Genomic DNA, 25,756 nt, shown 5'->3' with positions numbered 1-25,756 from the left:
GCCCCTTATGCGGTACAAAGCCGCGCCCACAGTATCCGAAAACCTGTGGCGCGGCCGTGTGTCGCGACGGGCTGCCGGGCAGCCCATGGATTCAACGCTTGGCCTGACGCTGGCGCACGGCCTCGAACAGGCAAACCCCGGTGGCCACCGAGACGTTCAGGCTGCTGACGCTACCGGCCATGGGCAGCTTGACCAGGAAGTCGCAGTGCTCGCGGGTGAGGCGACGCATGCCCTTGCCCTCGGCGCCCATGATCATCACCAACGGGCCGGTCAGGTCTTGCTGGTAGATCTCCTGCTCGGCCTCGCCCGCCGTGCCGACCACCCACAGACCCCGCTGCTGGAGTTTCTCCAGGGTACGCGCGAGGTTGGTGACCGCCACCAGCGGAATCACCTCGGCGGCGCCGCAGGCCACTTTGCGCACCACGGCCGTGAGGGTCGCCGACTTGTCCTTGGGAATCACCACGGCGGTGGCCCCTGCGGCATCGGCGGTGCGCAGGCAGGCGCCGAGGTTGTGCGGATCGGTGACGCCGTCGAGCACCAGGATCAACGGCGCGGTCTCGCTACGTTCGAGCAATTCCTCGAGCATCGCCTCGCCCCATACCTGGCTCGGGCTGACCTCGGCGACCACGCCTTGGTGCACGCCTTCGACCCAGGCATCGAGCTCACGCCGCTCGGCCTGCCCTACCGCAACACGGTTCTCGGCGGCCAGGGCCAGCAGCGCCTGCAGACGCGGCTCACTGCGGCCTTCGGACAACCAGATCTGCTTGACCCGCTTGGGATGGTGCTGCAGCAAGGCCTGCACCGCGTGCACGCCGTAGATCTTTTCCAACTGACTCATGACTTGCTGCTCTTGCCCTTGCGTGGCGCGCCGGACTTCGACGGCCCCTTGCGATGCTTGGTCTTGCCCGAAGCCTTGTCGCCCTTCTCGGACTTGTGCGAGGCCTGGTTGCGGGCGTCGCCCATCAGCGCCTTCTTCATTTCACGGCTCTTGCGCACTTCGGCGTTGCGCTGCACGGCATCCTTGGGGAAGTAGGCCTCGGCACTTTCGCTCTTGCGACTGCGTGGCTTGGGCGAAATCCGTGCCTCGCTGGCCGGTGCGGCCTCGGCCTGAGCAGGCCCACTGGCCTTGGCACCGCTCGCGCCCTTGGCCGTGACATTGGCCTTGGCTTTGTCAGGCTCGCCAGACTCGCCACGACCTTTGCGACCGACCGGCGCCTTGATCGTCGCCTCGGACAGCTCGAAATCGATCTTGCGCTGTTCGAGGTCGACGCGCATGACCTTCACTTCGATGCTGTCGCCGAGACGGAAACTACGCCCGGTGCGCTCACCGGCCAGGCGATGATGCACGGCGTCGAAGTGGTAGTAGTCACCCGGCAGCGCGCTGACGTGGACCAGGCCTTCGACGTAGATGTCGGTCAGCTCGATGAACAGGCCGAAACCGGTCACCGCCGTGATCACGCCCGGGAAGGTCTCGCCCACGCGGTCGCGCATGTACTCGCACTTGAGCCAGTTGACCACGTCGCGGGTGGCCTCGTCGGCGCGCCGCTCGGTCATCGAGCATTGTTCGCCCATCTGCTCCAGGGCCGTCTCGTCGTACGGATAGATGCGCGCCTTGGGAATGCTCATGGCACCGGCACGCTTGACGTGCGGGGTATCCATCTTCGAGCGGATCACGCTGCGGATGGCGCGGTGCACGAGCAGATCAGGGTAGCGCCGGATCGGCGAGGTGAAGTGGGTGTACGCCTCGTAATTCAGGCCGAAGTGGCCGTTGTTCTCGACGCTGTACACCGCCTGGCTGAGCGAGCGCAGCATGACGGTCTGGATCAGGTGGAAGTCCGGACGACCGGCGATGCTCGCCAGCAACGCCTGGTAATCCTTGGGCGACGGTTCCTTGCCCTTGTGCAGCGACAGGCCCAGTTCGCCCAGGAAGGCACGCAGTTTTTCCAGACGCTCCGGCGGCGGGCCGTCGTGCACGCGGTACAGCGACGGCACGTTGTGCTTCTGCATGAACTGGGCGGTGGCGACGTTGGCCGCCAGCATGCATTCTTCGATCAGCTTGTGGGCGTCGTTGCGCACGGTCGGACGAATTTCGTCGATCTTGCGGTCTTCACCGAAGATGATCCGGGTTTCCTGGGTTTCGAAGTCGATGGCGCCACGGGTATGACGGGCATCGACCAGCACCTTGTACAACGCGTAGAGGTGCTTGAGGTCCGGCAGCACCGCGCTGTACTCCTCGCGCAGGGCCTTGCCTTCACGGGTGCGGGCATGCTCGAGCATGCTGCTGACCTTGTTGTAGGTCAGGCGCGCATGGGAATGGATGACGCCTTCGTAGAACTGGTAGTCGACCATTTGGCCGGCCTTGTTGATGGTCATCTCGCAGACCATGGCCAGGCGATCGACATGCGGGTTCAGCGAGCACAGGCCGTTGGACAGCTCCTCGGGGAGCATCGGCACCACGCGCTCGGGGAAGTACACCGAGTTACCGCGCTGCTGAGCCTCGACGTCCAGGGCCGAGCCCAGGCGCACGTAACTCGAGACGTCGGCGATGGCCACATACAGGCGCCAGCCTCCGGAGAACAGGCGCAGCTTGCCCAGCGGCTCGCAGAACACGGCATCGTCGAAGTCGCGGGCGTCTTCGCCGTCGATGGTGACGAACGGCAGATGGCGCAGGTCGATGCGCTTTTCCTTGTCCTTCTCTTCGACTTCGGAGCGGAACTTGCGCGCTTCCTTGATCACGTCCTGCGGCCAGACGTGGGGAATGTCGTAGCTGCGCAGGGCGACATCGATCTCCATGCCCGGCGCCATGTAGTTGCCGATCACTTCCACCACGTCACCCTGCGGCTGGAAGCGCGGGGTGGGCCAGTGGGTGATCTTGATTTCCACGAACTGGCCGATCTTCGCCCCGCCGTTACGACCGGCGGTCACCAGCACTTCCTGCTGGATCTTCGGATTGTCCGGGGTCACGTAGCCGATGCCGCCTTCTTCGAAGTAGCGGCCGACCACGCTTTCGTGGGCGCGGGAGATGACCTCAACCAGCGCCCCCTCGCGGCGCCCGCGGCGGTCCACGCCACTGACCCGCGCCAGCGCACGGTCGCCGTCGAACACCAGGCGCATTTGCGCCGGGCTGAGGAACAGGTCCTCGCTGCCATCGTCGGGAATGAGGAAGCCGAAGCCGTCGCGGTGGCCGGAGACGCGGCCGCAGATCAGGTCGAGCTTGTCTACCGGGGCATAGGTGCCGCGCCGGGTATAGATGAGCTGGCCATCGCGCTCCATGGCGCGCAGTCGGCGACGCAGGGCTTCGATCTGGTCTTCTTCGTAAAGACCGAATTCGTTTGCCAGCTCCTCGCGAGCGGCAGGTTCGCCACGGTCGGCGAGGCGCTGAAGGATCAGCTCACGGCTGGGGATGGGATTTTCGTATTTTTCCGCTTCGCGAGCGGCCTCGGGATCGAGGGATTGCCAATCGGCCATCAGAAGGGGTTCACCTTGGGGTATATAGATAAGAATTCTGCCATGTGCGTATTGAAACCGGAAATGTCTGCCTTGGACAGCCCCCGGCAGATATCCTGCTGAGGGCAATAGGTCACTGGAATCAACGACTTGAATATTTTGAAAAATTTTTCGATCCGGGGCTTTACAGCCTCAGGGACCGTCCGTATAGTGCGCACCACAACGACGATCAGCCGACGTTGTAGTTGAGATGAAGCCTGATGTAAAGCATCATGTGACCTCGACAGAATGTGTGCCCAGGTGGCGGAATTGGTAGACGCGCTGGTTTCAGGTATCAGTGACTTAACGGTCGTGGAAGTTCGAGTCTTCTCCTGGGCACCAAATATTTCGAGTGATAGATAGCAGGTTTTTCTGTCATTCAGCAAGACGCTTGAAGTTTCATCGCTGTAGATGCAAAAGCTTTGCCCAGGTGGCGGAATTGGTAGACGCGCTGGTTTCAGGTATCAGTGACTTAACGGTCGTGGAAGTTCGAGTCTTCTCCTGGGCACCATATAAAAACCCACTAGCTTGCTAGTGGGTTTTTTCTTGCCTGCGTTTTTTCCATCGCCCGCCCTCACCGCCGCGCACCCAGCGAATTTCCCCCGCCACAGCCACATGAGAAACGATTTCGTTTACCATTGTTTCGAAATATGTAGCCGTAAGCGAGGAAGTACCCGCATGAGGATTCGCCCCACACCGCTGCTGCGCACCCTGACTGCCGCCGTCCTTGGCCTGGTGATCGGCGCGCCGGCAGCCCAGGCAGACGCACCGGTGACGCTGACGATGTACAACGGTCAGCACAAGGAAATCGGTGAAGCCATCGCCAAGGCCTACGAGGCCAAGACCGGCATCCACATCGATATCCGCAAAGGCAGCAGCAACCAGCTGGCCAGCCAGATCATCGAAGAGGGCGAGCGCTCCCCCGCCGACATCATCTACACCGAAGAATCTCCGCCACTGAACAACCTGGGCGAACTGGGCCTGCTGGCCAAGATCGACCAGAACACCCTGGACATGCTGCCCAAGGAATACGTGGCCGGTAACGGGACCTGGATGGGCGTGACTGCGCGTACCCGCGTGGTGGTGTACAACCCGAAGAAGATCGACGAGAACGACCTGCCCAAGACCGTGATGGACTTCGCCAACCCCGAATGGGACCGCAAAGTCGGCTTCGTCCCGACCAGCGGCGCATTCCAGGAACAGGCCGTGGCCATCCTCAAGATGCACGGCCGCGGAGCCACCGAGGAATGGCTGACGGGCCTGAAGGCCTTCGGCAAGACCTACACCAACAACATGGTCGCGCTCAAAGCCGTCGAGAAAGGCGAAGTGGCAGCGGTGTTGGTGAACAACTACTACTGGTACGCCCTGGAGCGCGAGCGCGGCAAGCTCGACTCCAAGCTGTATTACCTGGCCGACGGCGATGCAGGCAACCTGGTGACCATTTCCGGCGCAGCCGCCGTCAAGGCCAGCAAGCATCCCAAGGAAGCTCAAGCCCTGCTCAACTGGATGGCCAGCGAAGAAGGCCAGCGCGTGATCACCCAGACCACTGCCGAGTACCCCCTGCACAAGGGCATGGTCTCGGACCGTGGGCTCAAGCCATTCGAGGACCTGCGCCCACCGAAGATCAGCCCGGCCGATCTGGGCAATGCCGAAGAAGCACTCGAACTGGAACGTGAGGTCGGCCTGCTCTGATGACTGCCGCCGTGCCCGAGTCGGCCCTGGTACGCTTCGTGCCGCGCCGCAAGCGCCCCTCCGTGTGGGTGGTGTTGCCCGTCCTGTGCCTGGTCGCGGCGAGCCTGCTGCCACTGGCCTATGTGGCCATCAAGGCCTGGGAAGCCGGCTGGCATGAAGCCCTGCGCCTGCTCTGGCGCCCTTTCGTCTGGGACCTGCTGCGCAACACACTGCTGCTGATGGCCGGGGTCACCCTCGCCTGCCTGGTGGTCGGCGTGGCGCTGGCCTGGCTGCTCGAACGCAGCGATTTGCGCGGACGACGTCTATGGGGCGTGGTGCTGTGCCTGCCGTTCGCCGTGCCGTCGTTCGTCAGCAGCTTCACCTGGGTGTCGCTGAGCTCTGACTTCGAAGGCCTCGGCGGGGCGGTCCTGGTCATGGCGCTGTCCAAGTACCCCTTGGTGTTCCTGCCCGTGGCAGCCACCCTGCGCAACCTCGATACCTCGCTGGAAGAGTCGGCGCGCACGCTGGGCTGTAGCCGCAGCGGCGTGTTCTTCAAAGTCACCCTGCCACTGCTGTGGCCGAGCATGCTCGGCGGCGGTCTGTTGATCGCCCTGCACATGCTGGTGGAATTCGGCGCCCTGTCGATCCTCGGCCTGCAAACCTTCACCACGGCGATCTACCAGCAGTTCGAGCTGGAGTTCAGCAATGCCAATGCGGCGATGCTCTCGGCCGTGCTGCTTGCACTGTGCCTGGCGATGCTCTGGTTGGAATTGCGCGTGCGTGGCAAGGCCCGTCATGTACGCATCGGCCAAGGCGTGGCCCGACGTGCACAACCGTTGCGGCTCAAAGGCTGGACACTGCCGGCGCAGCTGTTCTGCCTGGGACTGGCCGTGCTCGGCAGCGGCATCCCGCTGGCCATGCTCGGTTACTGGCTGAGCGTCGGCTCGTCGGCAGCCTTCCCGGTCGCGGCGATCGGCAAGGCGCTGCTCACCTCCCTGTCGGTTTCGCTCGGTGGTGCCGGTTTCTGCGTGGCGCTGGCGCTGCCGGTGAGCTTCCTGGTGGTGCGCTACAAAGGGCGCCTGGCGATCTGGGCCGAACGCTTGCCCTACCTGCTGCATGCCCTGCCCGGCCTGGTGATCGCCCTGACCCTGGTGTTCTTCGCCCTGCACTACGTGCCGGCGCTGTACCAGACCACCGCGCTGCTGATCCTGGCCTATGCCCTGCTGTTCCTGCCACTGGCCCAGGCACCGGTGCGCACCGCGCTGAACAAGGCCTCGCCGACGCTCGAAGAAGCCGCCCGGACCCTGGGCGCCAGCAGCCTCGCCGCCTTCTGCCGGGTGACACTGCCGATCATCTTCCCAGCCTTGGCCGCCGCCTTTGCCCTGGTGTTCCTCGACGCCATGAAGGAACTGACCGCCACCCTGCTGCTCAGCCCGACCGGCATGACCACCCTGGCCACGGAGGTCTGGGCCCACACCGCCAATGTCGAGTTCGCAGCGGCAGCGCCCTACGCCGCCCTGCTGATTGTGGTTTCAGGATTGCCGGTGTATCTGCTGACCACGCGGATGTACCTGAACAGGGCGTGAACCTTACGCCCTGAACTGGCCAAGGCTTGCACGCAACTGCGTCGCCAGGTCGTCGAGCACCTTGCTGCTGGCGGTGGTCTGCATGACCACCTCGGCCGACCGCTCGGCCTGGGCATGGATGTTCTCTACCCGGCCCCGCACCGCCTGAGCACCGTTGGCCTGCTGTTCGGCCGCGCGCGTGGCCACACCGATGGCCGCATGCACCTGCTCGACCGCCGCCTGCACCGACTGCTGCCGGCGTTCGTTGTCGCGCAGCACCAACAGCCCCTCGCTGGCCTGCCGCCCGGCCTGGCCGATGGTCGCGACGGCCTCCTTGGCGCCCTGCTGCAGCGCGACGATATGCGCCTGGATATCACCGGTAGAGCTCTGCGTCTTGCTGGCCAGTGCCCGCACTTCATCGGCGACCACCGCGAAGCCACGCCCCGTCTCACCCGCACGGGCCGCTTCGATCGCCGCGTTGAGCGCCAGCAGGTTGGTCTGCTCGGCGATACCGTGGATCACCGTCAGCACCACCTCGATCTGCTCGCTCTGCTTGGCCAGCCGCTCGATGACCTGGGCCCCGCTGTCCACTTCGCCGGCCAACTTCTCGATCAATTTGGCCAGTTGAGTGGAGGCCCGACTGTTCTCGTCGGTGGCCTGGCGGATGTCCACCACCTGCTGCAAGGCCGCCTGCATGGCATGACTCTCGGCCTGGGCTTCGTCGGCCATGCTCGACAAGTCGCGCAGACTGGCCGCCACTTCGTCACGCTGCAACGCCGCCGCCGCATCCGCACCGGCCGTGCGCTGCGCCATGCTGCCGATCTCGACGCCGGTTCGCTGCGCCACCTCGCCGGCCTCCCGCACGATGGGTTGCAACTTGTCGACGAAGCGGTTGACCGCTGAGGCCATGTCGCCAATTTCATCGCGGCTGTCGAGCGCCACCCGCTTGGTCAGATCGCCCTCGCCAGCCGCCAAGTCGTCCAGGGCGGCGATCAGCAGGCGCAACTTGCTCACCACACGCCGACCCAGCACCACCGCCACCAGCAACAGCACGCCCAGCCCAACCAGCGCCAGGCCCAGGCCGATGCGCCAACGCAGCTCCCCAGCCGCTTCGCGCACGGTCTGTGCGGTATTGGCCTGCATCGCGGTAGCACTGTGTTGAGCCGTTTCCAGGCGCGCCTGCAGGGCCTTGCCACTGTCAGCGGCGGCCGCGCCCAAGCTTTCGCCGACCAGTTGCTCGCTGCTGCTGATCAGGGCGGTAAAGCGCTGGTCGAGCGCGCTGAGCGTCTGGTCCACGGCCACGGTGGATACCCCCATCAGGACCTTGCCGATGGTGGCGCCGTTTGGGCTGATGGGCGCCTCGACGAAGTACACCGAAGGATCGTGGCGCGCAGCATCCAGCACCTTGTCCAACGCCCGCTCGCCCTGGCCTTTGTCCATGAGCGCCTGGTTGATCGGGTTCTGCCGATTCAGATAGCGCGTCAGGTGCTCGCCCTCGGCGTTGTCGTAGATGACGAACAACACGTTGGGATTGCGCTGGGCGCGTCGAGCGAAGTCGGAAAGCGTCGGCACGTCGTTATCCCAGATCGCCCTGGGTGCCACCGAGGCCAGCAGTTCGGCCATGTCGTTGGCCGAGTCCTTGAGACTTTGCTCCAAAGTAGTGCGCAATTGCTGCTGTTCGCTCTGCAAACGACTGGATAGACCAGCGCTCAAGCGCTGACGAGTGCTGGCAGAAAGGCTGTCGAGCCCTGCGCGCACATCCTGGCCCGCCAGGCCTAGCTCCTCGGCCAGCTTGCGGCTGTCACTGCCCAGGCGCTCGCCCAGATCCGCTTCGAGTGCAGAGATGGTGCTTCGAGTCAGCACCACGGCCACCAACACCTGCACCAGCAGGGCGATACCGAGTGCAACAAACACAGGCCGCAGGAGGCGGCTTCGTAACAGAGAGAGGATGGCAGACACGTTTGAACCCTCGTGTTTCTGGCGCCATTACTTTGATGGCAGCTACAGACGCTTCTTACAGCAAGGGTTGTGCCTGGCGCAGCGGGGATATACGCCAAGGTCGAGCAACGCGACGGCCTGTCATCGACACAAACAAAAACGCCGCAGCCCTTTGCAGGACTACGGCGTCGAATCGACCTGGCGGTCGATCAGGCGAACGGGTGACGCAACACGATGGTTTCGTTGCGGTCCGGGCCGGTGGAGATGATGTCGATCGGCGCGCCGACCAGCTCTTCGATGCGCTTGATGTAGTTGCGCGCAGCCTGCGGCAGCTCCTCCAGGGCTTTCACGCCCAGGGTCGATTCGCTCCAGCCTGGCATCTCTTCGTACACCGGCTCCAGGCCGATGTAGCTGTCGGCATCGGACGGCGCGTCGATGACGGCACCGTGCTCGTTCTTGTAGCCGACGCAGATGTTGATGGTTTCCAGGCCATCGAGCACGTCGAGCTTGGTCAGGCAGATGCCCGAGATGCTGTTGACGTCGATGGCGCGGCGCAGGATCACGGCGTCGAACCAGCCGCAACGACGGGCGCGACCGGTGGTGGAGCCGAACTCATGGCCACGCTTGGCCAAGGTGGCGCCAGTCTCGTCGAACAGTTCGGTCGGGAATGGACCGGAACCGACGCGGGTGGTGTAGGCCTTGGTGATACCCAGGATGTAATCCAGGTACATCGGGCCGACGCCGGAGCCGGTGGAGATACCGCCTGCGGTGGTGTTCGAGCTGGTGACGTACGGATAGGTGCCGTGGTCGATGTCCAGCAGCGAACCCTGGGCGCCTTCGAACATGATGTCCTTGCCGGCGCGGCGCAGGTTATGCAGCTCGGCGGTGACGTCGAGCATCATCGGCTTGAGCTGTTCGGCGTAAGCCATGCAGTCGTCCAGAGTCTGCTGGAAGTCGATGGCCGGCTCTTTGTAGTAATTGACCAATTGGAAGTTGTGGTAGTCCAGCAACTCGCCAAGCTTGGCGGCGAAGCGCTCGCGGTGGAACAGGTCACCGACGCGCAGGCCACGGCGCGCGACCTTGTCTTCGTAGGCCGGGCCGATACCGCGACCGGTGGTGCCGATCTTGGCTTCGCCACGGGCCTTCTCACGGGCCTGATCCAGTGCCACGTGGTAGGACAGGATCAGCGGCGCCGCCGGGCTGATGCGCAGACGCTCGCGCACCGGCACGCCTTTTTCTTCCAGCTTGGTGATTTCGCGCATCAACGCATCGGGCGCGACCACCACGCCATTGCCGATCAGGCACTGCACGCCTTCGCGCAGGATGCCCGAGGGAATCAGGTGCAGAACGGTCTTCTCACCGTTGATCACCAAGGTGTGGCCCGCGTTGTGGCCACCTTGGTAACGCACGACGGCGGCAGCATGTTCGGTCAGCAGATCGACGATCTTGCCTTTGCCCTCATCACCCCACTGGGTGCCCAGGACGACGACATTCTTACCCATAACACTTGTCCTCATTCACGCAATCTTGGTTGCCGGCCCATTGCCGGCGAAGAATCTCAATGGGTCAGCGGCAGAACCTGCCAGCGCCCGTCCTGCTGAATCAATTGCCGATCACAATCCGCTTCGAAGGCAGCACTCAGCGGCTGCCCAGGCAGGGCCTGAACCACACGCTGGCCCTCGTTGCGCAACTGGCAGACCTGCTGCCAGAGGGCCGCGTCGCCGTTGTCGGGCATCCAGATGCCACCGCACGGCAATGCGACCTCCGCTCGCCCCAGTGTGACCAGGGTCTTCAAATCCGTGGAGAAACCGGTAGCCGGGCGCGCCCGGCCGAAGTCGGCGCCGATGTCGTCATAGCGCCCGCCCTGGGCGATCGATTGACCGACACCGGGGACGAAGACGGCGAACACCACGCCTGTGTGATAGTTGTAGCCGCGCAACTCGCCCAGGTCGAAGTACAGCGGCAGTTGCGGATAGCGTGCAGCCAGGCGATCGGCGATGGCCAGCAGATCGTCCAGCGCCGCCAGCACACTGGCAGGCGCACGCCCCAGGCGCACGCGGGCTTCGGCCAGCACCTCGCGGCCACCGCACAGCTCGACCAGGGCGCGCAGCATATTGCCCAGGTCCTTCGGCAACTCCGCGGTCAGGGCGTGGACCTCGTCCACGGCCTTGCGCTGCAGCGCATCGAACAACTGCTGTTCGACCGCGCCGCAGAGGCCGGCGGCACGCGCCAGGCCGCGGTAGATACCGACGTGGCCCAGGTCCATGTGCACGTCGGCCACATCGGTGAGCTGCAGGGTGCTCAGCATCAGGCTGATCACCTCGACATCGCTGGTCGGGCTGGCATCGCCATACAGCTCGGCGCCCAGTTGGATGGGGCTGCGCGACGTGGACAGCGCCCGCGGCTCGGCGTGCAGCACGCTGCCGGCATAGCACAGACGACTCGGGCCTTCGCGGCGCAGGGTGTGGGCATCGATGCGTGCCACCTGGGGGGTGAAGTCGGCACGGAAGCCCATCAAGCGGCCGGACTGCGGATCGACCACCTTGAAGGTACGCTGGTCCAGGTCCTGGCCTGCGCCGGTGAGCAGCGATTCCAGGTACTCGATATGCGGGGTGACGACCAGTTCGTAGCCCCAACTCTGGAACAGGTCCAACACCTGGCGACGCGCGATTTCGATGCGCGCCGCTTCAGGTGGCAGTACTTCCTCGATGCCATCTGGCAGCAGCCAGCGGTCTACCGTTGCCATTACGCCATTTCCCCTCTGGTCCGGGCGGCCGCCCTGCGGGTTAGCCACCTGTAAAGCAGGCGTTGGCGCACAACAGCAGGCAGCACCGATCCCAGCGCCGCCGCCGTGCCAACACCCTCGAAATACCTGCGAGCTGACCAAGTCGTCGAAAAGCCTGGGGCCAATCAACCTTGCAGACGCAAAAAAGCCGGGAATTTCCCGGCTGACTCATCATACACCCCTTTTTCTTCGGGATGCACCCCACCGGACGTTTTAGCTGCCCGGCGGGGCGTCTTGCGCTTACGGCTTGCTCTTGTCGAGGAAACGGAAGAACTCGTTCTTCGGATCCAGGACCAGCACGTCGCTCTTGCTGGAGAAGCTCTCGCGGTAGGCCTGCAGACTGCGGTAGAACGCGTAGAAATCAGCGTCCTGGCCGTAGGCCTTGGCGTAGATGGAGGCCGACTGAGCGTCACCATCACCACGGGTTTCTTCCGCTTCGCGATAGGCTTCGGCCAGCAACACGCGGCGCTGACGGTCGGCATCGGCGCGAATACCTTCGGCCAGCTCGTTACCTTTGGCGCGGTGTTCGCGGGCTTCGCGCTCACGCTCGGTGCTCATGCGATCGAACACGCTGCGGTTGACTTCCTTGGGCAGGTCGATGGCCTTAACGCGAACGTCCACCACCTCGATACCCAGCTCCTTGTTGGCCATGCGGTTCAGCGAGGCGGTGATGTCAGCCATCAACGCGTCACGCTCACCGGAGACCACTTCATGCAGGGTGCGCTTGCCGAACTGGTCGCGCAGGCCACTTTCCAGACGACGCGACAGGCGCTCGTCGGCGATCTGCTTCATACCCGAGGTTGCGGTGTAGAAGCGCTCGGCATCTTTCACTCGCCACTTGGCATAGGCGTCGACCATGACCGCTTTCTTCTCCAGCGTGAGGAAGCGCTGGGTGGGAGCGTCCAGGGTCATCAGGCGGGCGTCGAACTTGCGCACCTGGTTGACGTACGGCACCTTCACGTGCAGACCCGGCTGAACATCGGCCTGGACCACGCGACCGAACTGCAGCAATACCGCCCGCTCGGTCTGCGAGACGATGTAGAAGCAGTTCCAGGCGACGATCGCCAACACCACGGCAGCGATGAGGGCGAACAGCGATTTATTGCTCATCAGCGGCTCTCCCTAGTGCGCAGCGGCTGTTGTTGCTGTTGCAGGTCGGGGGTCGAGCGAGCGGCGGCGTCGTTGACCGACGGCGACCCGCTGCTGGACGACGCTGCGTTGTTGCGGCTGCCTTCGACCATCTTGTCCAGTGGCAGGTAGAGCAGGTTGTTCTGCCCGTCCTTGGCGGTCACCAGCACCTTGCTGGTGTTGCTGTAGACTTCCTGCATGGTCTCCAGGTACAGACGCTGACGGGTGACGTCAGGCGCCTTGCGGTACTCGGCGACCAGCTTGGTGAAGCGGTCGGCCTCACCCTTGGCGCGGGCGATCACTTCGTCGCGGTAGCCGTTGGCGTCCTCGATGATGCGCTGCGCTTGACCACGGGCTTCCGGCACCACGCCATTGGCATAGGACTCGGCCTGGTTGCGCGAACGCTGCTCGTCTTCGCGCGCACGGATCACGTCGTCGAAGGCTTCCTGCACTTCACGCGGGGCTGCCGCGCTCTGCACGTTGACCTGGGTGACGGTGATACCGGTGCGGTAGGTGTCGAGGAAACGCTGCAGGCGCTCGCGGATATCCACGGCCATCTGCTCACGGCCTTCGGTCAGCACCTGGTCCATCGAGGTGGAGCCCACCACGTGGCGCAGGGCGCTGTCGGTGGCGTGCTGCAGGCTGACTTCAGGCTGGTCGACGTTGAGCACGAAGTCCTGCAGATTGCTGATCTTGTACTGCACGGTCAGCGGCACCTCGACGATGTTCTCGTCTTCGGTGAGCATCTGGCCCTGCTTGGTGTACGCCCGCTCACGCGTGACGTTTTCCATGTACTTGCGGTCGATAGGCGGGAAATAGATATTCAGGCCCGGGCCCACGGTTTCGTAGTACTTGCCGAAGCGCAGCACCACGGCCTGCTCCTGCTCGTCAACCACGTAGACGGCGCTGTACAGCCAGATAGCCGCCAGCACCGCCAGGCCAATGCCCAGCAGGCCGAAGCCGCCGCCTTTGCCGACGTTGCGGTCACCACCACCGCCACCGCGTTTCTTCTTGCCGCCGAACATGCCGTTGAGGCTGTCCTGCAGCTTGCGGAAGGCCTCGTCGAGATCCGGTGGCCCCTTCTTGTCGCCACCACCGCCGCCACCGCGGCGGCCGCCCCAGGGATCCTGATTGTTCGAGTTGCCACCCGGCTCGTTCCAAGCCATAGCGCTCTCCATCTGATAAAGCAAAGACGCGCCCACGGCGCGCCGTCCAATGCTACAGAATGCCTGTCACGGCTGCCCGGCGACCTCGACGGGCATTTATTGCAAAGTGTGTTGCGCGATGAACGCGTCAGGCTCGAGGCCTTCGCGGCTGACCATACGGTTAAGTTCCACCCGCGGCAAACGCACGCTCAGCAGGCTGCTGCCTTCGTCGTCGTGCTCCTCGCGCTGTACGGCCCCCAACTCGAAGAACTGCGCACGCAGGCGCGCCAATCGCTGCTCCAGTCGCAGGGTGCCGACGAACAGATCATTGCCCAGCAATTCGGCTATCGCCTGCCCGACGAGCTCAAGGCCACGCCCGTCGCGCGCCGAGACCCAGACCCGCTCCGGCTTGCCGTCGGCATTGCGCTGGATCTGCGGCTCGACGTCTTCGAGCAGGTCGAGTTTGTTATAGACCTCGAGGATGGGCAAGCCTTCGGCACCGATCTCACCTAGAACGGCCAGTACCTGCTCGATCTGTTCCATGCGCTCCGGCTCGTGAGCATCGATCACGTGCAGCAGCAGGTCGGAGTTGCTCGATTCCTCGAGCGTGGCGCGAAACGCCTCGACCAGCTTGTGAGGCAAATGCCGGATGAAGCCCACGGTGTCGGCCAGCACGATCGGCCCCAGGTCATCCAGCTCCAGCCGGCGCAAGGTGGGGTCGAGGGTGGCGAACAGCTGGTCGGCGGCGTACACGTCGGAGCGTGTCAGGGCGTTGAACAGCGTGGACTTGCCGGCGTTGGTGTAGCCCACCAGCGACACCGACGGAATATCCGCACGACGACGCCCGCGCCGGGCTTGCTCGCGCTGGCTGCGGACCTTTTCCAGGCGCGCCTTGATCTGCCGCAGGCGTACCCGCAGCAGGCGGCGGTCGGTTTCCAACTGGGTTTCACCCGGACCGCGCAGGCCGATACCGCCTTTCTGCCGCTCCAGGTGAGTCCAGCCGCGCACCAGGCGCGTGCTCATGTGCTCGAGCTGGGCCAGTTCGACCTGCAGCTTGCCTTCGTGGGTACGTGCGCGCTGGGCGAAGATGTCGAGAATCAGGCCGGTACGGTCGAGCACGCGACACTCGAAGACGCGCTCGAGGTTGCGTTCCTGACTGGGCGTGAGGGTGTGATTGAAGATGACCAGGTCGGCTTCTTCGGCCTTGACCAGGTCGCGCAGCTCCTCGACCTTGCCGCTGCCGATCAGGAACTTCGCTGTGGGCTGGTGCCGCGCAACCGTGGCTAGGTGGACGATGTCCGCCCCGGCCGACAGTGCCAGCTCCTGAAACTCCTGCGGGTCTTCGCGCGCCTCAGGGTTCTGACCTTCCAAGTGAACGAGCAAGGCCCGTTCACCACCACCGTGGCGCTCAAAGAACAATGCAGGCTCCTATCAGGCGTTGCCTGGCTCGCTGTCGCCGTGTTCGGAATCGGACGGGCTTGGCAGGCGAACCGGGCGGGCAGGTACGACAGTGGAGATGGCGTGCTTGTAGACCATCTGGCTGACGGTGTTCTTCAGCAGCACGACGAACTGGTCGAAGGACTCGATCTGGCCCTGCAGCTTGATCCCGTTGACCAGATAGATCGAAACCGGGACTTTTTCTTTTCTCAAGGTGTTCAAGTAAGGGTCTTGTAGCGAATGCCCTTTTGACATATGCCGCACTCCTGTAAGGATCAATAGTAAAAAGCTGAAGAATTCTTTCATTAACGCCGTCTGTTGCAAGAATAGACGGCAATTGCAGGGACTCAGCTCAATATGGAGGCCGATCCCAGGTATTTCAAGGTGCGGGACAGATTGTCGCAGGCCAGGCTGTCCAGCCAGTGCACATTGGACCAGCTGCGCAGCCAAGTGAATTGCCGCTTGGCCAACTGACGGGTGGCGATGATACCGCGTTCGCGCATCTGTTCGGCTGTCAGTTGGCTGTCCAGATATTCCCAGACCTGCCTGTACCCCACTGCCCGTATAGACGGCAGCCCCACGTGCAAGTCACTTCTGGCCCGCAACTCTCGGACCTCGTCGACGAAGCCCTGTTCCAGCATCTGCGAAAATCGTAATGCAATTCGTTCATGCAGCACGTGACGATCCGCCGGCGCGATCGCCAGACGGGCCACAGTATAGGGCAAATGACCGCCCGCGCCCGCCTCTACACCGCTGCTTTCGGAGGATTGACGGGCCCGATGCACGGTCATGCTCTGGCCGCTGACGCGGAACACCTCCAGCGCGCGAATCAATCGCTGCGGGTCGTTGGGGTGAATGCGCGCGGCCGAGACCGGATCCACCTCGGCAAGCTGCCGATGGAGCTCGGCCAGGCCGTGTTCGCGGGCCTGTGCCTCGAGCTCGGCGCGCACCGCGGCATCGGCCGGCGGCATGTCGGCCAGGCCGTCGACCAGTGCTTTGTAATAGAGCATGGTGCCGCCGACCAGCAGCGGGATCTTGCCGCGCGCGGTGATCTCGGCCATGGCCGCCAGCGCATCGGTGCAAAACTGCGCCGCCGAATAGCTCTGTGCGGGATCGAGAATGTCCACCAGCCGATGAGGATGCGCCGCCAGCACCTCGGGCGAGGGTTTGGCGGTGCCGATGTCCATGCCGCGGTAGACCATGGCCGAATCGACGCTGACCAGCTCGCACGGCAAGGCCTGGGTGAGCGCGATGGCCAGGTCGGTCTTGCCGGCGGCCGTCGGGCCCATGAGAAAAATGGCAGGAGGGTGAAGACTCATTCATCGACCGCGCAGGAAAAGTTTGTCCAGATCGTCCAGGCCCATTTGGGTCCAGGTCGGTCGGCCGTGGTTGCACTGGCCGCTGCGTTCGGTGTTTTCCATGTCGCGCAGCAGCGCATTCATCTCGGCAATCGCCAGACGCCGGTTGGCACGCACGGCGCCGTGGCAGGCCATGGTGCCGAGCAACTCGTTGATGTGCGCCTGGACCCGGTCGCTGGTGCCGTACTCCATGAGGTCGGACAGCACGTCCTGAACCAGACGGTTGGCCTCGGCCTGCTTGAGCAGCGCCGGAATCTGCCGGATCGCCAGGGTTTCCGGACCCAGGCGCTGCAGTTCGAAGCCCAGGCGCTGGAAAGTCTGCGCATGCTCTTCGGCGCAGTCGGCCTCACGCTGACTCACCGCCAGAGACTCAGGCACCAGCAACGGCTGGCCGCTCAGGCCTTCGCTGGCCATCGCCAGCTTGAGGCGCTCGTACATGATTCGCTCGTGGGCGGCGTGCATGTCCACCAGCACCAGGCCGACGGCGTTCTCGGCCAGGATGTAGATGCCTTTGAGCTGGGCCAGTGCATAGCCCAGCGGCGGAATATCGCCCTGACTGTCCGGCAATGCCGCTGGAGCAGGCGCCACGCCGTCGAGCGGGGCGAAGAACTCTCGATACACCGCCTGGGCCTCGCTGGCCGGCACGGGCGCCGCCGGGCGCGGCGAATACTGATACTGGTAGCCCGCCCCGGCGCCGCCATTGGAGAACGTCGGGCGCGACTCGGCCGCTGGCTGCTCGAGCACCGAGGCAGCCAGGCGCATTTCACCCTGCGGGCCGAACTCGCCGGCCTGCTGACCGGTGGGACGGACGATCTCGCTGCTGGCGGCCGGCGCTGCCAATTGGTCTTCAGGGCGCACATCGGCCAGTGCCCGGTGCAAGGTGCCGTACAGGAAGTCGTGCACCATGCGCCCCTCACGGAAGCGCACTTCATGCTTGGTGGGATGGACGTTGACATCGACGCCGGTGGGGTCGAGTTCGAGGAACAGCACGAAGGTGGGGTGGCGACCGTTGAACAGCACGTCACGGTAGGCCTGGCGTACCGCGTGGGCGACCAGTTTGTCGCGCACCGCCCGGCCATTGACGAAGAAGTACTGCAGGTCGGCCTGACTGCGCGAGAAGGTCGGCAGCCCGACCCAGCCCCACAGGCGCAGGCCATTGCGCTCGACCTCGATCGGCAACGCCTGCTCAAGGAAGCCAGGACCGCAGATGGCGCCGACACGCCGCGCCCGCGCGACATCGTCTGGCGCTTCGTGCAGGCTGAGGATGCTCTTGCCGTTATGGCGCAGATGAAAGCCCACGTCGAATCGCGCCAGCGCCAGGCGCCGGATCACTTCCTGCAGGTGGTCGAACTCGGTCTTCTCGGCCTTGAGGAATTTACGTCGGGCCGGTGTGTTGAAGAACAGGTCGCGCACCTCGACCGACGTGCCGACCGGATGCGCCGCTGGCTGCACCCGTGGAAGCATGTCGCGGCCCTCGGTCTCCACCTGCCAGGCCTCGCCGGCATCAGCGGTGCGCGAGGTCAGGGTGAGGCGCGCCACCGAGCTGATCGAAGCCAACGCCTCGCCGCGAAAACCCAGGCTCAGCACACCTTCGAGGTCTTCCAGTTCACGGATCTTGCTGGTGGCGTGACGGGCCAGGGCCAGCGGCAGGTCGTCCGAGGCGATGCCGCGTCCGTCATCACGCACCCGCAGCAGTTTGACCCCGCCCTGCTCCACCTCGATATCGATGCGCCGGGCACCGGAGTCAAGGCTGTTTTCCAGCAGTTCCTTGACCACCGAAGCAGGACGCTCGACCACCTCGCCTGCGGCGATCTGGTTGGCCAGCCGCGGGCTGAGCAGCTGGATACGGACGCCGTCGCTCATTGCTGCGAAGCCAGGGTGGTAGCCGGGATATCGAGGTGCTGACCGACCTTGAGCTCCTCGCTCTTGAGGTTGTTGGCACTGCGCAGGCTGGCCACGCTGACCTGATAACGCACGGCGATCATCGCCAGCGTCTCACCGGGCCTCACACTGTGCTCACGCGGCCCCTGGGCAATCTTGCCGGAGTCGCGCAGCCAGGCGATGTAGGTGCCGGGCGGTGGGTTCTGCTGGAAGAACTGTCGCACGCCGCTGTGGATGGAACGTGCCAGTGCCTGCTGATGGCTGCGGGTGGCCAGTTTGTTGGCCTCGTTGGCATTGGAGATGAACCCGGTCTCGACCAGAATCGACGGGATATCAGGCGATTTCAACACCATGAATCCGGCCTGTTCCACACGCTGCTTGTGCAGCGGCGTGATGCGGCCCATGTTGCCCAGCACTTTCTGCCCGACATTGAGGCTGGAGCTGAGCGTGGCGGTCATCGACAGGTCCAGCAGTACGCCCGCCAGCATGCGGTCCTTGTCGTCGAGGCTGACGTTGCCAGCACCGCCGATCAGGTCGGAACGGTTTTCGCTGTCGGCCAGCCAGCGCGCGGTTTCGGACGTGGCGCCCCGGTCGGACAGGGCGAACACCGAGGCGCCGAAGGCGGCCTTGGAGGGCGCTGCGTCGGCGTGGATGGAGATGAACAGGTCGGCGCCCTTCTTGCGGGCGATCTCGGTGCGCTTGCGCAGCGGAATGAAGTAGTCGCCCGTGCGGGTCAGTTCGGCGCGATAGCCCTTTTCGGTGTTGATCTGGCGCTGCAGTTCGCGGGCGATCTGCAACACGATGTCTTTTTCGTGCTGCCCCCGCGAGCCGGAGGCCCCGGGGTCTTCGCCGCCGTGACCGGCATCGATGGCAACCACGATGTCGCGCTTGCCGTTGGGCACCGGCGGCAGCTTGATCGCCGGTTGCGTCGGAGTGACCGGCACCGCAGGCGTGGTCGCCGGCGCGGTAGCGACCGGCGCAGGGGTCGGGTTGCTGGCGGCGATGGCGTCAGCCTCCTGGTCGTACAGATCCACCACCAGACGGTTGCCATACTGGGCGTTCGGCGCGAGGGTGAAGCTCTTCGGCGTGACGGCCTTCTTCAGGTCGACCACCACGCGCAGGTCGGTGGGGGTGCGCTGAGCCGAACGCACGCTGGTGATGGGCGTGTTCGAGGTGGAGACGTTCAGCGGCGAGGCCAGCGTCGCACCATTGATGTCGATGACCAGACGATCGGGCGCGCTGAGCGTGAAGACGCTGTGCTGCACCGGTCCGGACAGGTCGAAGACCAGCCGTGTGTTGTCCGGCGCGCGCCACAGGCGCATGCTCTTGACTTGCGTGACGGCCAGAGCGTCGAGGGTCACTGCGGTCAACAGCAGCCCAACGATGGCGACCAGTGCGCGGATGCGCGGCATACCTTTCCCCACTTACTGTTTGAATTCGGCAGCCAGAGTGGCACACCAGGCTTCGCCGCGAGCCCCCTGCGGCGACAGGTTCAGCGAGCGGCCGCCCGCCTGGGGGCTTATGGTAATGGTCAGGTCAGGCTTTGGCAAAACGCCCGCGCCCTTCTGCGGCCATTCGAAAAGACACAGGGGATCGCCTTCGAAATAGTCGCGAATGCCCATGAACTCCAGCTCCTCTGGATCGACCAGGCGATACAGGTCGAAATGAAAAGCGCGTATATCGCCGATCTCGTAGGGTTCGACCACAGTGAAGGTCGGACTTTTCACCGCGCCGGTGTGGCCTAACCCACGGATCAGACCGCGTGACAAGGTGGTCTTGCCAGCGCCCAGGTCGCCCTCCAGAAAGATCACGCCATGGCCGCCGGTGACCTGGGCCAGGGTCGCACCGAAGGCGACGGTGGCCGGTTCGTCGGCCAGAAACAGGGTTATGCCTGACACGCTGAATGCTCCTCCAACAATTCTCGAATGACCGGCGCCAGATCGCTGGCGGCCAAGCCTCTACCCCGGACGCCCAGGCGCTCGCCGGCACAGGCGTGCAGCCACACGCCCAGCCCCGCCGCCTGCCAAGCGTCCAGGCCTTGGGCCAGCAGCGCGGCAAGCACGCCGCTGAGCACATCGCCCAGGCCCGCGCCAGCCATCGCCGGATGACCGCGCTCGCATACGCGCAACTGGCCGTGCGGATCGGCGATCAACGTGCCGGCGCCCTTGAGCACGCACACGCTGCCATGACGGCGCGCCAGCTTGCGCGCCGCCCCCGCACGGTCGGCCTGCACCGCCTCGGTCGACAGCCCCAAAAGCCGCGCCGCCTCGCCTGGATGCGGGGTGAGGATGCTACCGGCCGGCAGCGCCAACGGCGCACGCGCCAGCAAGTTGAGTGCGTCGGCGTCCCACACTTGCGGCAACCGCGCGTTGGCCACGGCCGACAGCAGGCTACGCCCCCAGGCGGCCTGGCCAAGGCCGGGCCCGACCACCAGCACCGAGGCGCGCTCGAGTACCGCCATCAGTTGATTGGCCGAACTCACGCCCAGGCACATGGTTTCCGGCAGACGGGCCAGGCTGGCGGCCACGTGCTCGGGCCGCGTCGCCACGCTGACCAGCCCGGCGCCACAGCGCAGTGCCGCTTCGGCACTGAGCAGCACCGCACCGCCAGTACCCAGGTCGCCGCCGACCACCAGCACATGACCGAAGTCGCCTTTGTGGGCGTCGGCGGGACGCGCGGGCAGGTGCGCGACGGTCAGGCTGCTGAGCGCGAGCGGGGCGTTGCCGGGGTGTTTGGTCTGAGGCATGGGGTCAAAGGCTCCGATGTCTGGCAGAATTATACGCACCTGAGCCTGTAATGCCTGTCCATCCATGTCCGCCTCTCTTCCAGACCTGCCTCTATTGGCCCAGTCCATCAAGGATTGGGGCCACGCACTCGGTTTTGCCCATGTGGGCATCGCCGATGTCGAGCTTGGCGAACACGAACAGCATCTGCAGCGCTGGCTGGACGCCGGGCACCACGGTGAGATGGACTATATGGCAGCGCATGGCACGAAACGTTCGCGCCCGGCCGAACTGATTCCCGGCACCTTGCGCGTGGTGTCGCTGCGCATGGACTATCTGCCCGGCGACACCCGCATGGCCCAGCGCCTTGCCCAGCCTGAAAAAGCCTATGTCTCGCGTTACGCCCTGGGCCGCGACTACCACAAGCTGGTGCGCAAGCGCGTGCAGCACCTGGCCGACCGCATCCAGGAAGCCATCGGCCCGTTCGGCTACCGCGCTTTCGTCGACAGTGCCCCGGTGCTGGAAAAGGCCATCGCCCAGCAGGCCGGGCTCGGCTGGATCGGCAAGAACACCCTGCTGCTCAACCGCAAGGCCGGCAGCTATTTCTTCCTCGCCGAACTGTTCGTCGACCTGCCACTGCCGGCGGACGAGGCCCAGACCAGCGAACACTGCGGACGCTGCCAGGCCTGCCTGGACCTGTGCCCGACCTCCGCCTTCGTCGGTCCCTACCAACTCGATGCCCGGCGCTGCATCTCGTACTTGACCATCGAACTGCGAGACGCCATTCCGGTGGAGCTCAGGCCATTGATCGGCAACCGGGTCTTCGGCTGCGACGATTGCCAGATCGTCTGCCCCTGGAACCGCTTCGCCAAGTCCACCGGTGAAGACGACTTCAAACCCCGCCACGGTTTGGACAACGCCGAACTGGCGGCGCTGTTCCTGTGGGACGAGAAGACCTTCCTCAGCCGCACCGAAGGCTCGCCGCTGCGCCGCGCCGGTTATGAGCGCTGGCTGCGCAACCTAGCGGTGGGCTTGGGCAATGCGCCTTCGACGATCGCCGTGATCGAAGCCTTGAAAGCACGGCGCGAGCACCCGTCGGCATTAGTCAGAGAGCATGTGCAGTGGGCGCTGGCGCGGCATCAGGTCGCGCTGGAGTAGCGTCCCGCAGGCGTCATCGCTCATCGTTGTAATGAAACTTGGGCATTTCCCAGTGAAAGCGGATCGCCAGTAGCCGCAACAGAAAACCGCCGAACAGCGTCAACAGCATCGCCTGCTCGGCCGGCACCTGAAAGTACACGCAGCCCAAATAGAACCAGGCCGCCGCGAACGACACGCTGGCGTACAACTCACGGCGAAACACCAGTGGGATGTCGTTGCAGAAGATGTCGCGCAAGATCCCACCGAACACCCCGGTAATCACCCCGCTGATCGACGCCACCAGCATGCCCTGGCCCATTTCCAGTGCCGTCATGCAGCCGATCAGGGTGAACGCCACCAACCCCAGCGCATCGAGCACCAGAAACAGCGTGCGCAGATGGCGCATCAACGGCGCGATGAAAATGGTCAGCAAGGCGGCGAAGCTGGTGAGCACCAGGTACTCGGGATGTTTCACCCAGGTCAGCGGGTAGTGCCCGAGCAGCACATCACGCACCGACCCGCCGCCCAGGGCGGTGATGCAGGCGATCAGCACCACGCCAAACCAGTCCATACCACGCCGCCCAGCGGACAGCGCACCGGTCATGGCCTCGGCCGTGATCGCGATCAGATAGAGCAACAACAGCATGATGCACCTGATAGGCAGTTTCGAATGGCAAGCGGCAAGCGACAAGCCTGTGTGGTGCACGGCTTCTCACGGGTGGCTTGCCGCTAATGACGTGCAGCGGCGGCGACAAGCCGCCGCTGGTCAGACCTTGATGAAATGTTGGCGGTAGTGGCGCAACTCGGCGATCGACTCGCGGATGTCGTCCAGGGCCAGGTGCGTTCCGCCCTTCTGGAAGCTGTCGCGCACGTGCGGCGCCCAACGCGCGGCCAGTTCCTTGAGCGTGGAGACATCCAGGTTGCGGTAGTGGAAGTAGCTTTCGAGCTCAGGCATGTGGCGATAGAGAAAGCGCCGGTCCTGGCAGATGCTGTTGCCGCAGATCGGCGACTTGCCCTTGGGCACCCACTGCTCGAGGAACGCCAGGGTCTGCGCCTGGGCTTGGGCCATGTCGATACGGCTCTCGCGCACGCGCTGGGTCAGGCCCGAGGCGCCGTGGGTGCGGGTGTTCCACTCGTCCATGCGCGCCAGCACCTCATCGCTGTGGTGGATGGCGATCACCGGGCCTTCGGCCAAGGTGTTCAGCTCGCTGTCGGTGACAATGGTGGCCATTTCGATGATGACATCGGTGTCCGGGTCCAGGCCGGTCATCTCCAGATCGATCCAGATCAGGTTCTGTGGGTTGTGCATGCATGAGCTCCTCGAATAGGCCGCCATATTAGCCTAGTGGAGCGTGCTAAACTGCTTGCCGTTTTCTTTCTGCCCCGCCGACACGGAACCTTCATGGCCAAACGCCAGCTCAATCGCCGCCAGAACTGGCGCATCGAAAAGATCCAGGGTGAACGCGCCGCCCGCGCTGCCAAACGCGAGCAGCACGCGCTGCAGGAGCTCGAAGGTGGCGACCTGGGCCCCGAGCAGTTGGGCCTGGTGATCGCCCACTTCGGTGTCACGGTCGAGGTCGAAGCCCAGGACGGCGAGGCCGCCGGCCAGGTGTTCCGTTGCAACCTGCGCGCCAACCTGCCGGCGCTGGTCACCGGTGACAAGGTGGTCTGGCGTGCCGGCAACCAGGGCAACGGCGTGATCGTGGCGCAGCTTGCGCGCGGCACCGAGCTGTGCCGGCCCAACAACCACGGCCAACTCAAACCGGTGGCGGCCAACGTCGACCTGATCGTGATCGTCTTCGCCCCGGCGCCCGAGCCCCAGGCCAACCTCATCGACCGCTACCTGGTCGCTGCCGAACACGCCGGTATCCGCCCGCTGCTGCTGCTGAACAAAGCCGACCTGATCGACGCGCACAATGCCCCCACGCTCAACGCGCTGCTGGCGGTGTACCGCGACCTGGGCTATCCGTTGCTGGAAGTGTCGGCCCACCACGGCGATGGCATGCAGCGCCTGCAACAGACGCTGGACGCGCACATCAGTGTGTTCGTCGGGCAATCGGGGGTGGGCAAGTCGTCGCTGGTCAACAGCCTGCTGCCGCAGGCGCAGACGCGGGTGGGCGATTTGTCCGAGTGGTCCGGCCAGGGCACCCACACCACCACCACGGCGCGGCTCTATCACTTCCCCAATGGCGGCGACTTGATCGACTCGCCGGGCATCCGCGAATTCGGCCTGGCGCACGTCAGCCGCGACGATGTGGAAGCGGGCTTCATCGAGTTTCGCGACCTGCTGGGCAACTGCCGCTTCCGCGACTGCAAGCATGACCGCGAGCCGGGCTGCGCGTTGCTCAAGGCGCTGGAAGAAGGTCGTGTTTCAGCGCAGCGCATGCACAGCTATCGCTCGATCGTGGCCAGCCTGACCCAAGACACCTACTGACAGCCACAGCCCTTGCAGGGCCGTGGCAGCGCGTCAGTTTTCCTTGCTGTCGTCCATCTTCAAGGTGCCGTTCTCGAAGATGTTCAGCTTCTGGCGCAACTCGCGCGGTTGCATCGGCTGCGCCGGATCGGTGGTGGGCGCCGCCGCAGCGCCGGGTGCCGCAGGCGCGGCGTTGGCGGGCGGCGTGGTCGGGCTGGCCGGCGCATCGGGCTGGCTCTGCTCGCCTTCGATGTCGCGCTGGGCTTTCTTGGTCAGCACGATGATGTCGATGCGGCGGTTGACCGGGTTCTGCGGATGCTCGCGGTCGAATAGCGACGACGAAGCATAGCCCACCACCCGCGCCACCTGATCGTCCGGATAACCACCCGCTATCAGCGCACGACGCGCGGCGTTGGCGCGGTTGGCCGACAGTTCCCAGTTGCCGAAGTCGCCGGTGCCGGCGTACGGCTTGGCATCGGTGTGGCCGCTCACGCTGATCTTGTTCGGCACCGCCTTGATGGTGTCGGCCATGGCCAGCAGGATGTCCTCGAAGTAGGGTTTGAGGCGCGCACTGCCCAGGTCGAACATCGGCCGGTTCTCGGCGTCCATGATCTGGATACGCAGGCCGTCCTGGGTGATTTCGAACAGGATCTGGTCCTTGAACTTCTGCAGTTGCGGGTTTTCTTCGACCTTGTTCTGCAGTTCCTGCAGCAGCAGTTGCAGACGCTCCTGCTCGACCTGCTCGGCCATGGTCTCGACCTTGTCCTTGTCCAGTTGCAGGCTGGTGTCAGGCGTCGGCTCGGACTTCTCTTCCGGGTTGATGGTCTTTTCCGGCGCCAATTGCGGCGAGCCGCCCAGGTCGATGACGTAAGGCGTACCGCTCTCGGAAAAGCCGATCGGATCCTTGAAGTAACCGGCGATGGCGATCTTCTGCTCAGGGGTGGCCGTGGACAGCAGCCACAGCACGAGGAAGAACGCCATCATTGCCGTGGCGAAGTCGGCGAAGGCGATCTTCCAGGCGCCGCCATGATGGCCGGCGCCATAGCGCTTGATGCGCTTGACGATGATGGGCTGGTTGTTCTCCATGAC

Annotated in this window: 20 protein-coding genes, 2 tRNA genes and 2 pseudogenes; 6 read left to right on the top strand and 18 right to left on the bottom strand. The window is 64.6% G+C overall.

The features are described from left to right. Positions 1-91: 91 nt before the first annotated feature. Both rlmB and rnr read right to left on the bottom strand, forming a co-directional pair. Complete coding sequence (gene rlmB / locus Q6A47_RS12505; protein ID WP_116887465.1) at positions 92-838, bottom strand: 23S rRNA (guanosine(2251)-2'-O)-methyltransferase RlmB; 747 nt, start codon at positions 836-838, stop codon at positions 92-94. Then, the gene (rnr, locus tag Q6A47_RS12500; RefSeq protein ID WP_039582872.1) at positions 835-3,468 is read right to left on the bottom strand and encodes a ribonuclease R; all 2,634 of its coding nucleotides are present in this window, start codon (positions 3,466-3,468) and stop codon (positions 835-837) included. The genes rlmB and rnr overlap by 4 nt, the downstream gene beginning before the upstream one ends. A 273-nt stretch (positions 3,469-3,741) precedes the next feature. Here rnr and Q6A47_RS12495 point away from each other — a divergent pair. From Q6A47_RS12495 to Q6A47_RS12480, 4 genes are all read left to right on the top strand, one after another. Beyond that, positions 3,742-3,828, top strand: a tRNA-Leu gene (locus Q6A47_RS12495). An 82-nt stretch (positions 3,829-3,910) separates the two neighbouring features. After that, positions 3,911-3,997, top strand: a tRNA-Leu gene (locus Q6A47_RS12490). 167 nt (positions 3,998-4,164) lie between these two features. After that, the gene (locus Q6A47_RS12485) at positions 4,165-5,178 is read left to right on the top strand and encodes an extracellular solute-binding protein (RefSeq protein ID WP_304484457.1); all 1,014 of its coding nucleotides are present in this window, start codon (positions 4,165-4,167) and stop codon (positions 5,176-5,178) included. Then, a complete protein-coding gene (locus Q6A47_RS12480) occupies positions 5,178-6,743 on the top strand; it encodes an ABC transporter permease (RefSeq protein ID WP_304484456.1) in 1,566 nt (521 codons plus the stop codon). Before Q6A47_RS12485 ends, Q6A47_RS12480 begins: the two co-directional genes overlap by 1 nt. Positions 6,744-6,746: 3 nt before the next feature. Here Q6A47_RS12480 and Q6A47_RS23010 read toward each other — a convergent pair. The 13 genes and pseudogenes from Q6A47_RS23010 to Q6A47_RS12420 form a co-directional block, all read right to left on the bottom strand. After that, positions 6,747-7,262, bottom strand: a pseudogene (locus Q6A47_RS23010) (methyl-accepting chemotaxis protein); the annotation flags it as partial. A 390-nt stretch (positions 7,263-7,652) separates the two neighbouring features. Further along, positions 7,653-7,865: pseudogene (locus tag Q6A47_RS23005) on the bottom strand (methyl-accepting chemotaxis protein); the annotation flags it as partial. 1,004 nt (positions 7,866-8,869) lie between these two features. Beyond that, entirely contained in the window at positions 8,870-10,162 is a 1,293-nt protein-coding gene (locus tag Q6A47_RS12470; protein WP_039582866.1) for an adenylosuccinate synthase, read from the bottom strand. Positions 10,163-10,218: 56 nt separating this feature from the next. After that, positions 10,219-11,406, bottom strand: a complete 1,188-nt coding sequence (locus Q6A47_RS12465) for an ATP phosphoribosyltransferase regulatory subunit (RefSeq protein ID WP_116887461.1) — start codon at positions 11,404-11,406, stop codon at positions 10,219-10,221. Between the two features lie 279 nt (positions 11,407-11,685). Further along, positions 11,686-12,555: a protease modulator HflC gene (gene hflC / locus Q6A47_RS12460; protein ID WP_039582862.1), complete on the bottom strand. Its 870-nt coding sequence runs from the start codon at positions 12,553-12,555 to the stop codon at positions 11,686-11,688. After that, positions 12,555-13,739, bottom strand: coding sequence for an FtsH protease activity modulator HflK (gene hflK / locus Q6A47_RS12455; RefSeq protein WP_295486833.1), 1,185 nt, complete (start codon positions 13,737-13,739; stop codon positions 12,555-12,557). The genes hflC and hflK overlap by 1 nt, the downstream gene beginning before the upstream one ends. A 96-nt stretch (positions 13,740-13,835) precedes the next feature. Next, on the bottom strand, positions 13,836-15,137 hold the full coding sequence (hflX, locus tag Q6A47_RS12450; protein ID WP_304484455.1) for a ribosome rescue GTPase HflX: 1,302 nt from the start codon (positions 15,135-15,137) through the stop codon (positions 13,836-13,838). Between the two features lie 12 nt (positions 15,138-15,149). Then, the gene (hfq, locus tag Q6A47_RS12445) at positions 15,150-15,410 is read right to left on the bottom strand and encodes an RNA chaperone Hfq (RefSeq protein ID WP_029612777.1); all 261 of its coding nucleotides are present in this window, start codon (positions 15,408-15,410) and stop codon (positions 15,150-15,152) included. A 92-nt stretch (positions 15,411-15,502) separates the two neighbouring features. Beyond that, a complete protein-coding gene (gene miaA / locus Q6A47_RS12440; RefSeq protein ID WP_304484454.1) occupies positions 15,503-16,474 on the bottom strand; it encodes a tRNA (adenosine(37)-N6)-dimethylallyltransferase MiaA in 972 nt (323 codons plus the stop codon). Further along, positions 16,475-18,376, bottom strand: coding sequence for a DNA mismatch repair endonuclease MutL (gene mutL, locus Q6A47_RS12435; protein WP_304484453.1), 1,902 nt, complete (start codon positions 18,374-18,376; stop codon positions 16,475-16,477). Continuing rightward, positions 18,373-19,818, bottom strand: a complete 1,446-nt coding sequence (locus Q6A47_RS12430; RefSeq protein ID WP_205419300.1) for an N-acetylmuramoyl-L-alanine amidase — start codon at positions 19,816-19,818, stop codon at positions 18,373-18,375. Before Q6A47_RS12430 ends, mutL begins: the two co-directional genes overlap by 4 nt. Next, the gene (tsaE, locus tag Q6A47_RS12425; protein ID WP_369811489.1) at positions 19,819-20,283 is read right to left on the bottom strand and encodes a tRNA (adenosine(37)-N6)-threonylcarbamoyltransferase complex ATPase subunit type 1 TsaE; all 465 of its coding nucleotides are present in this window, start codon (positions 20,281-20,283) and stop codon (positions 19,819-19,821) included. After that, a complete protein-coding gene (locus tag Q6A47_RS12420) occupies positions 20,280-21,140 on the bottom strand; it encodes an NAD(P)H-hydrate dehydratase (protein WP_304484452.1) in 861 nt (286 codons plus the stop codon). The genes tsaE and Q6A47_RS12420 overlap by 4 nt, the downstream gene beginning before the upstream one ends. Positions 21,141-21,204: 64 nt before the next feature. Here Q6A47_RS12420 and queG point away from each other — a divergent pair, with 64 nt between their 5' ends. Next, positions 21,205-22,275 carry a tRNA epoxyqueuosine(34) reductase QueG gene (gene queG / locus Q6A47_RS12415; RefSeq protein ID WP_029612780.1) on the top strand — a complete coding sequence of 357 codons (1,071 nt, stop codon included), beginning with the start codon at positions 21,205-21,207 and terminating at the stop codon, positions 22,273-22,275. A 13-nt stretch (positions 22,276-22,288) separates the two neighbouring features. On the opposite strand, the gene Q6A47_RS12410 is transcribed toward queG, so the two are convergent. Continuing rightward, positions 22,289-22,903 (bottom strand): trimeric intracellular cation channel family protein, encoded by a 615-nt coding sequence (locus tag Q6A47_RS12410; protein WP_205419316.1) that lies wholly within the window; start codon positions 22,901-22,903, stop codon positions 22,289-22,291. Between the two features lie 117 nt (positions 22,904-23,020). Next, positions 23,021-23,563, bottom strand: a complete 543-nt coding sequence (orn, locus tag Q6A47_RS12405) for an oligoribonuclease (RefSeq protein ID WP_029612782.1) — start codon at positions 23,561-23,563, stop codon at positions 23,021-23,023. A gap of 93 nt (positions 23,564-23,656) precedes the next feature. Here orn and rsgA point away from each other — a divergent pair, with 93 nt between their 5' ends. Next, positions 23,657-24,688, top strand: coding sequence for a small ribosomal subunit biogenesis GTPase RsgA (gene rsgA / locus Q6A47_RS12400; protein ID WP_029612783.1), 1,032 nt, complete (start codon positions 23,657-23,659; stop codon positions 24,686-24,688). Positions 24,689-24,721: 33 nt separating this feature from the next. Here the strand turns inward: rsgA and motB are convergent, their stop codons facing one another. Continuing rightward, positions 24,722-25,753 (bottom strand): flagellar motor protein MotB, encoded by a 1,032-nt coding sequence (gene motB, locus Q6A47_RS12395; RefSeq protein ID WP_039582852.1) that lies wholly within the window; start codon positions 25,751-25,753, stop codon positions 24,722-24,724. Between the last annotated feature and the right edge of the window lie 3 nt (positions 25,754-25,756).

The sequence above is a fragment of the Pseudomonas boreofloridensis genome, assembly GCF_030580795.1.
Taxonomy (GTDB): Bacteria; Pseudomonadota; Gammaproteobacteria; order Pseudomonadales; family Pseudomonadaceae; genus Aquipseudomonas; species Aquipseudomonas boreofloridensis.
Note: the sequence above shows the minus strand (reverse complement) of the source record. Positions and strands in the feature narration are given on the sequence as shown.

What these genes read in the sequence shown, in the direction of transcription:
- rnr (WP_039582872.1), bottom strand. Translation starts at nt 3,468, where the DNA reads ATGGCCGATTGGCAATCCCTCGATCCCGAGGCCGCTCGCGAAGCGGAA.
- Q6A47_RS12470 (WP_039582866.1), bottom strand. Translation starts at nt 10,162, where the DNA reads ATGGGTAAGAATGTCGTCGTCCTGGGCACCCAGTGGGGTGATGAGGGC.
- Q6A47_RS12480 (WP_304484456.1), top strand. Translation starts at nt 5,178, where the DNA reads ATGACTGCCGCCGTGCCCGAGTCGGCCCTGGTACGCTTCGTGCCGCGC.
- motB (WP_039582852.1), bottom strand. Translation starts at nt 25,753, where the DNA reads ATGGAGAACAACCAGCCCATCATCGTCAAGCGCATCAAGCGCTATGGC.
- rlmB (WP_116887465.1), bottom strand. Translation starts at nt 838, where the DNA reads ATGAGTCAGTTGGAAAAGATCTACGGCGTGCACGCGGTGCAGGCCTTG.
- Q6A47_RS12465 (WP_116887461.1), bottom strand. Translation starts at nt 11,406, where the DNA reads ATGGCAACGGTAGACCGCTGGCTGCTGCCAGATGGCATCGAGGAAGTA.
- mutL (WP_304484453.1), bottom strand. Translation starts at nt 18,376, where the DNA reads ATGAGCGACGGCGTCCGTATCCAGCTGCTCAGCCCGCGGCTGGCCAAC.
- hflC (WP_039582862.1), bottom strand. Translation starts at nt 12,555, where the DNA reads ATGAGCAATAAATCGCTGTTCGCCCTCATCGCTGCCGTGGTGTTGGCG.
- Q6A47_RS12420 (WP_304484452.1), bottom strand. Translation starts at nt 21,140, where the DNA reads ATGCCTCAGACCAAACACCCCGGCAACGCCCCGCTCGCGCTCAGCAGC.
- rsgA (WP_029612783.1), top strand. Translation starts at nt 23,657, where the DNA reads ATGGCCAAACGCCAGCTCAATCGCCGCCAGAACTGGCGCATCGAAAAG.
- queG (WP_029612780.1), top strand. Translation starts at nt 21,205, where the DNA reads ATGTCCGCCTCTCTTCCAGACCTGCCTCTATTGGCCCAGTCCATCAAG.
- Q6A47_RS12485 (WP_304484457.1), top strand. Translation starts at nt 4,165, where the DNA reads ATGAGGATTCGCCCCACACCGCTGCTGCGCACCCTGACTGCCGCCGTC.
- hfq (WP_029612777.1), bottom strand. Translation starts at nt 15,410, where the DNA reads ATGTCAAAAGGGCATTCGCTACAAGACCCTTACTTGAACACCTTGAGA.
- miaA (WP_304484454.1), bottom strand. Translation starts at nt 16,474, where the DNA reads ATGAGTCTTCACCCTCCTGCCATTTTTCTCATGGGCCCGACGGCCGCC.
- orn (WP_029612782.1), bottom strand. Translation starts at nt 23,563, where the DNA reads ATGCACAACCCACAGAACCTGATCTGGATCGATCTGGAGATGACCGGC.
- hflK (WP_295486833.1), bottom strand. Translation starts at nt 13,739, where the DNA reads ATGGCTTGGAACGAGCCGGGTGGCAACTCGAACAATCAGGATCCCTGG.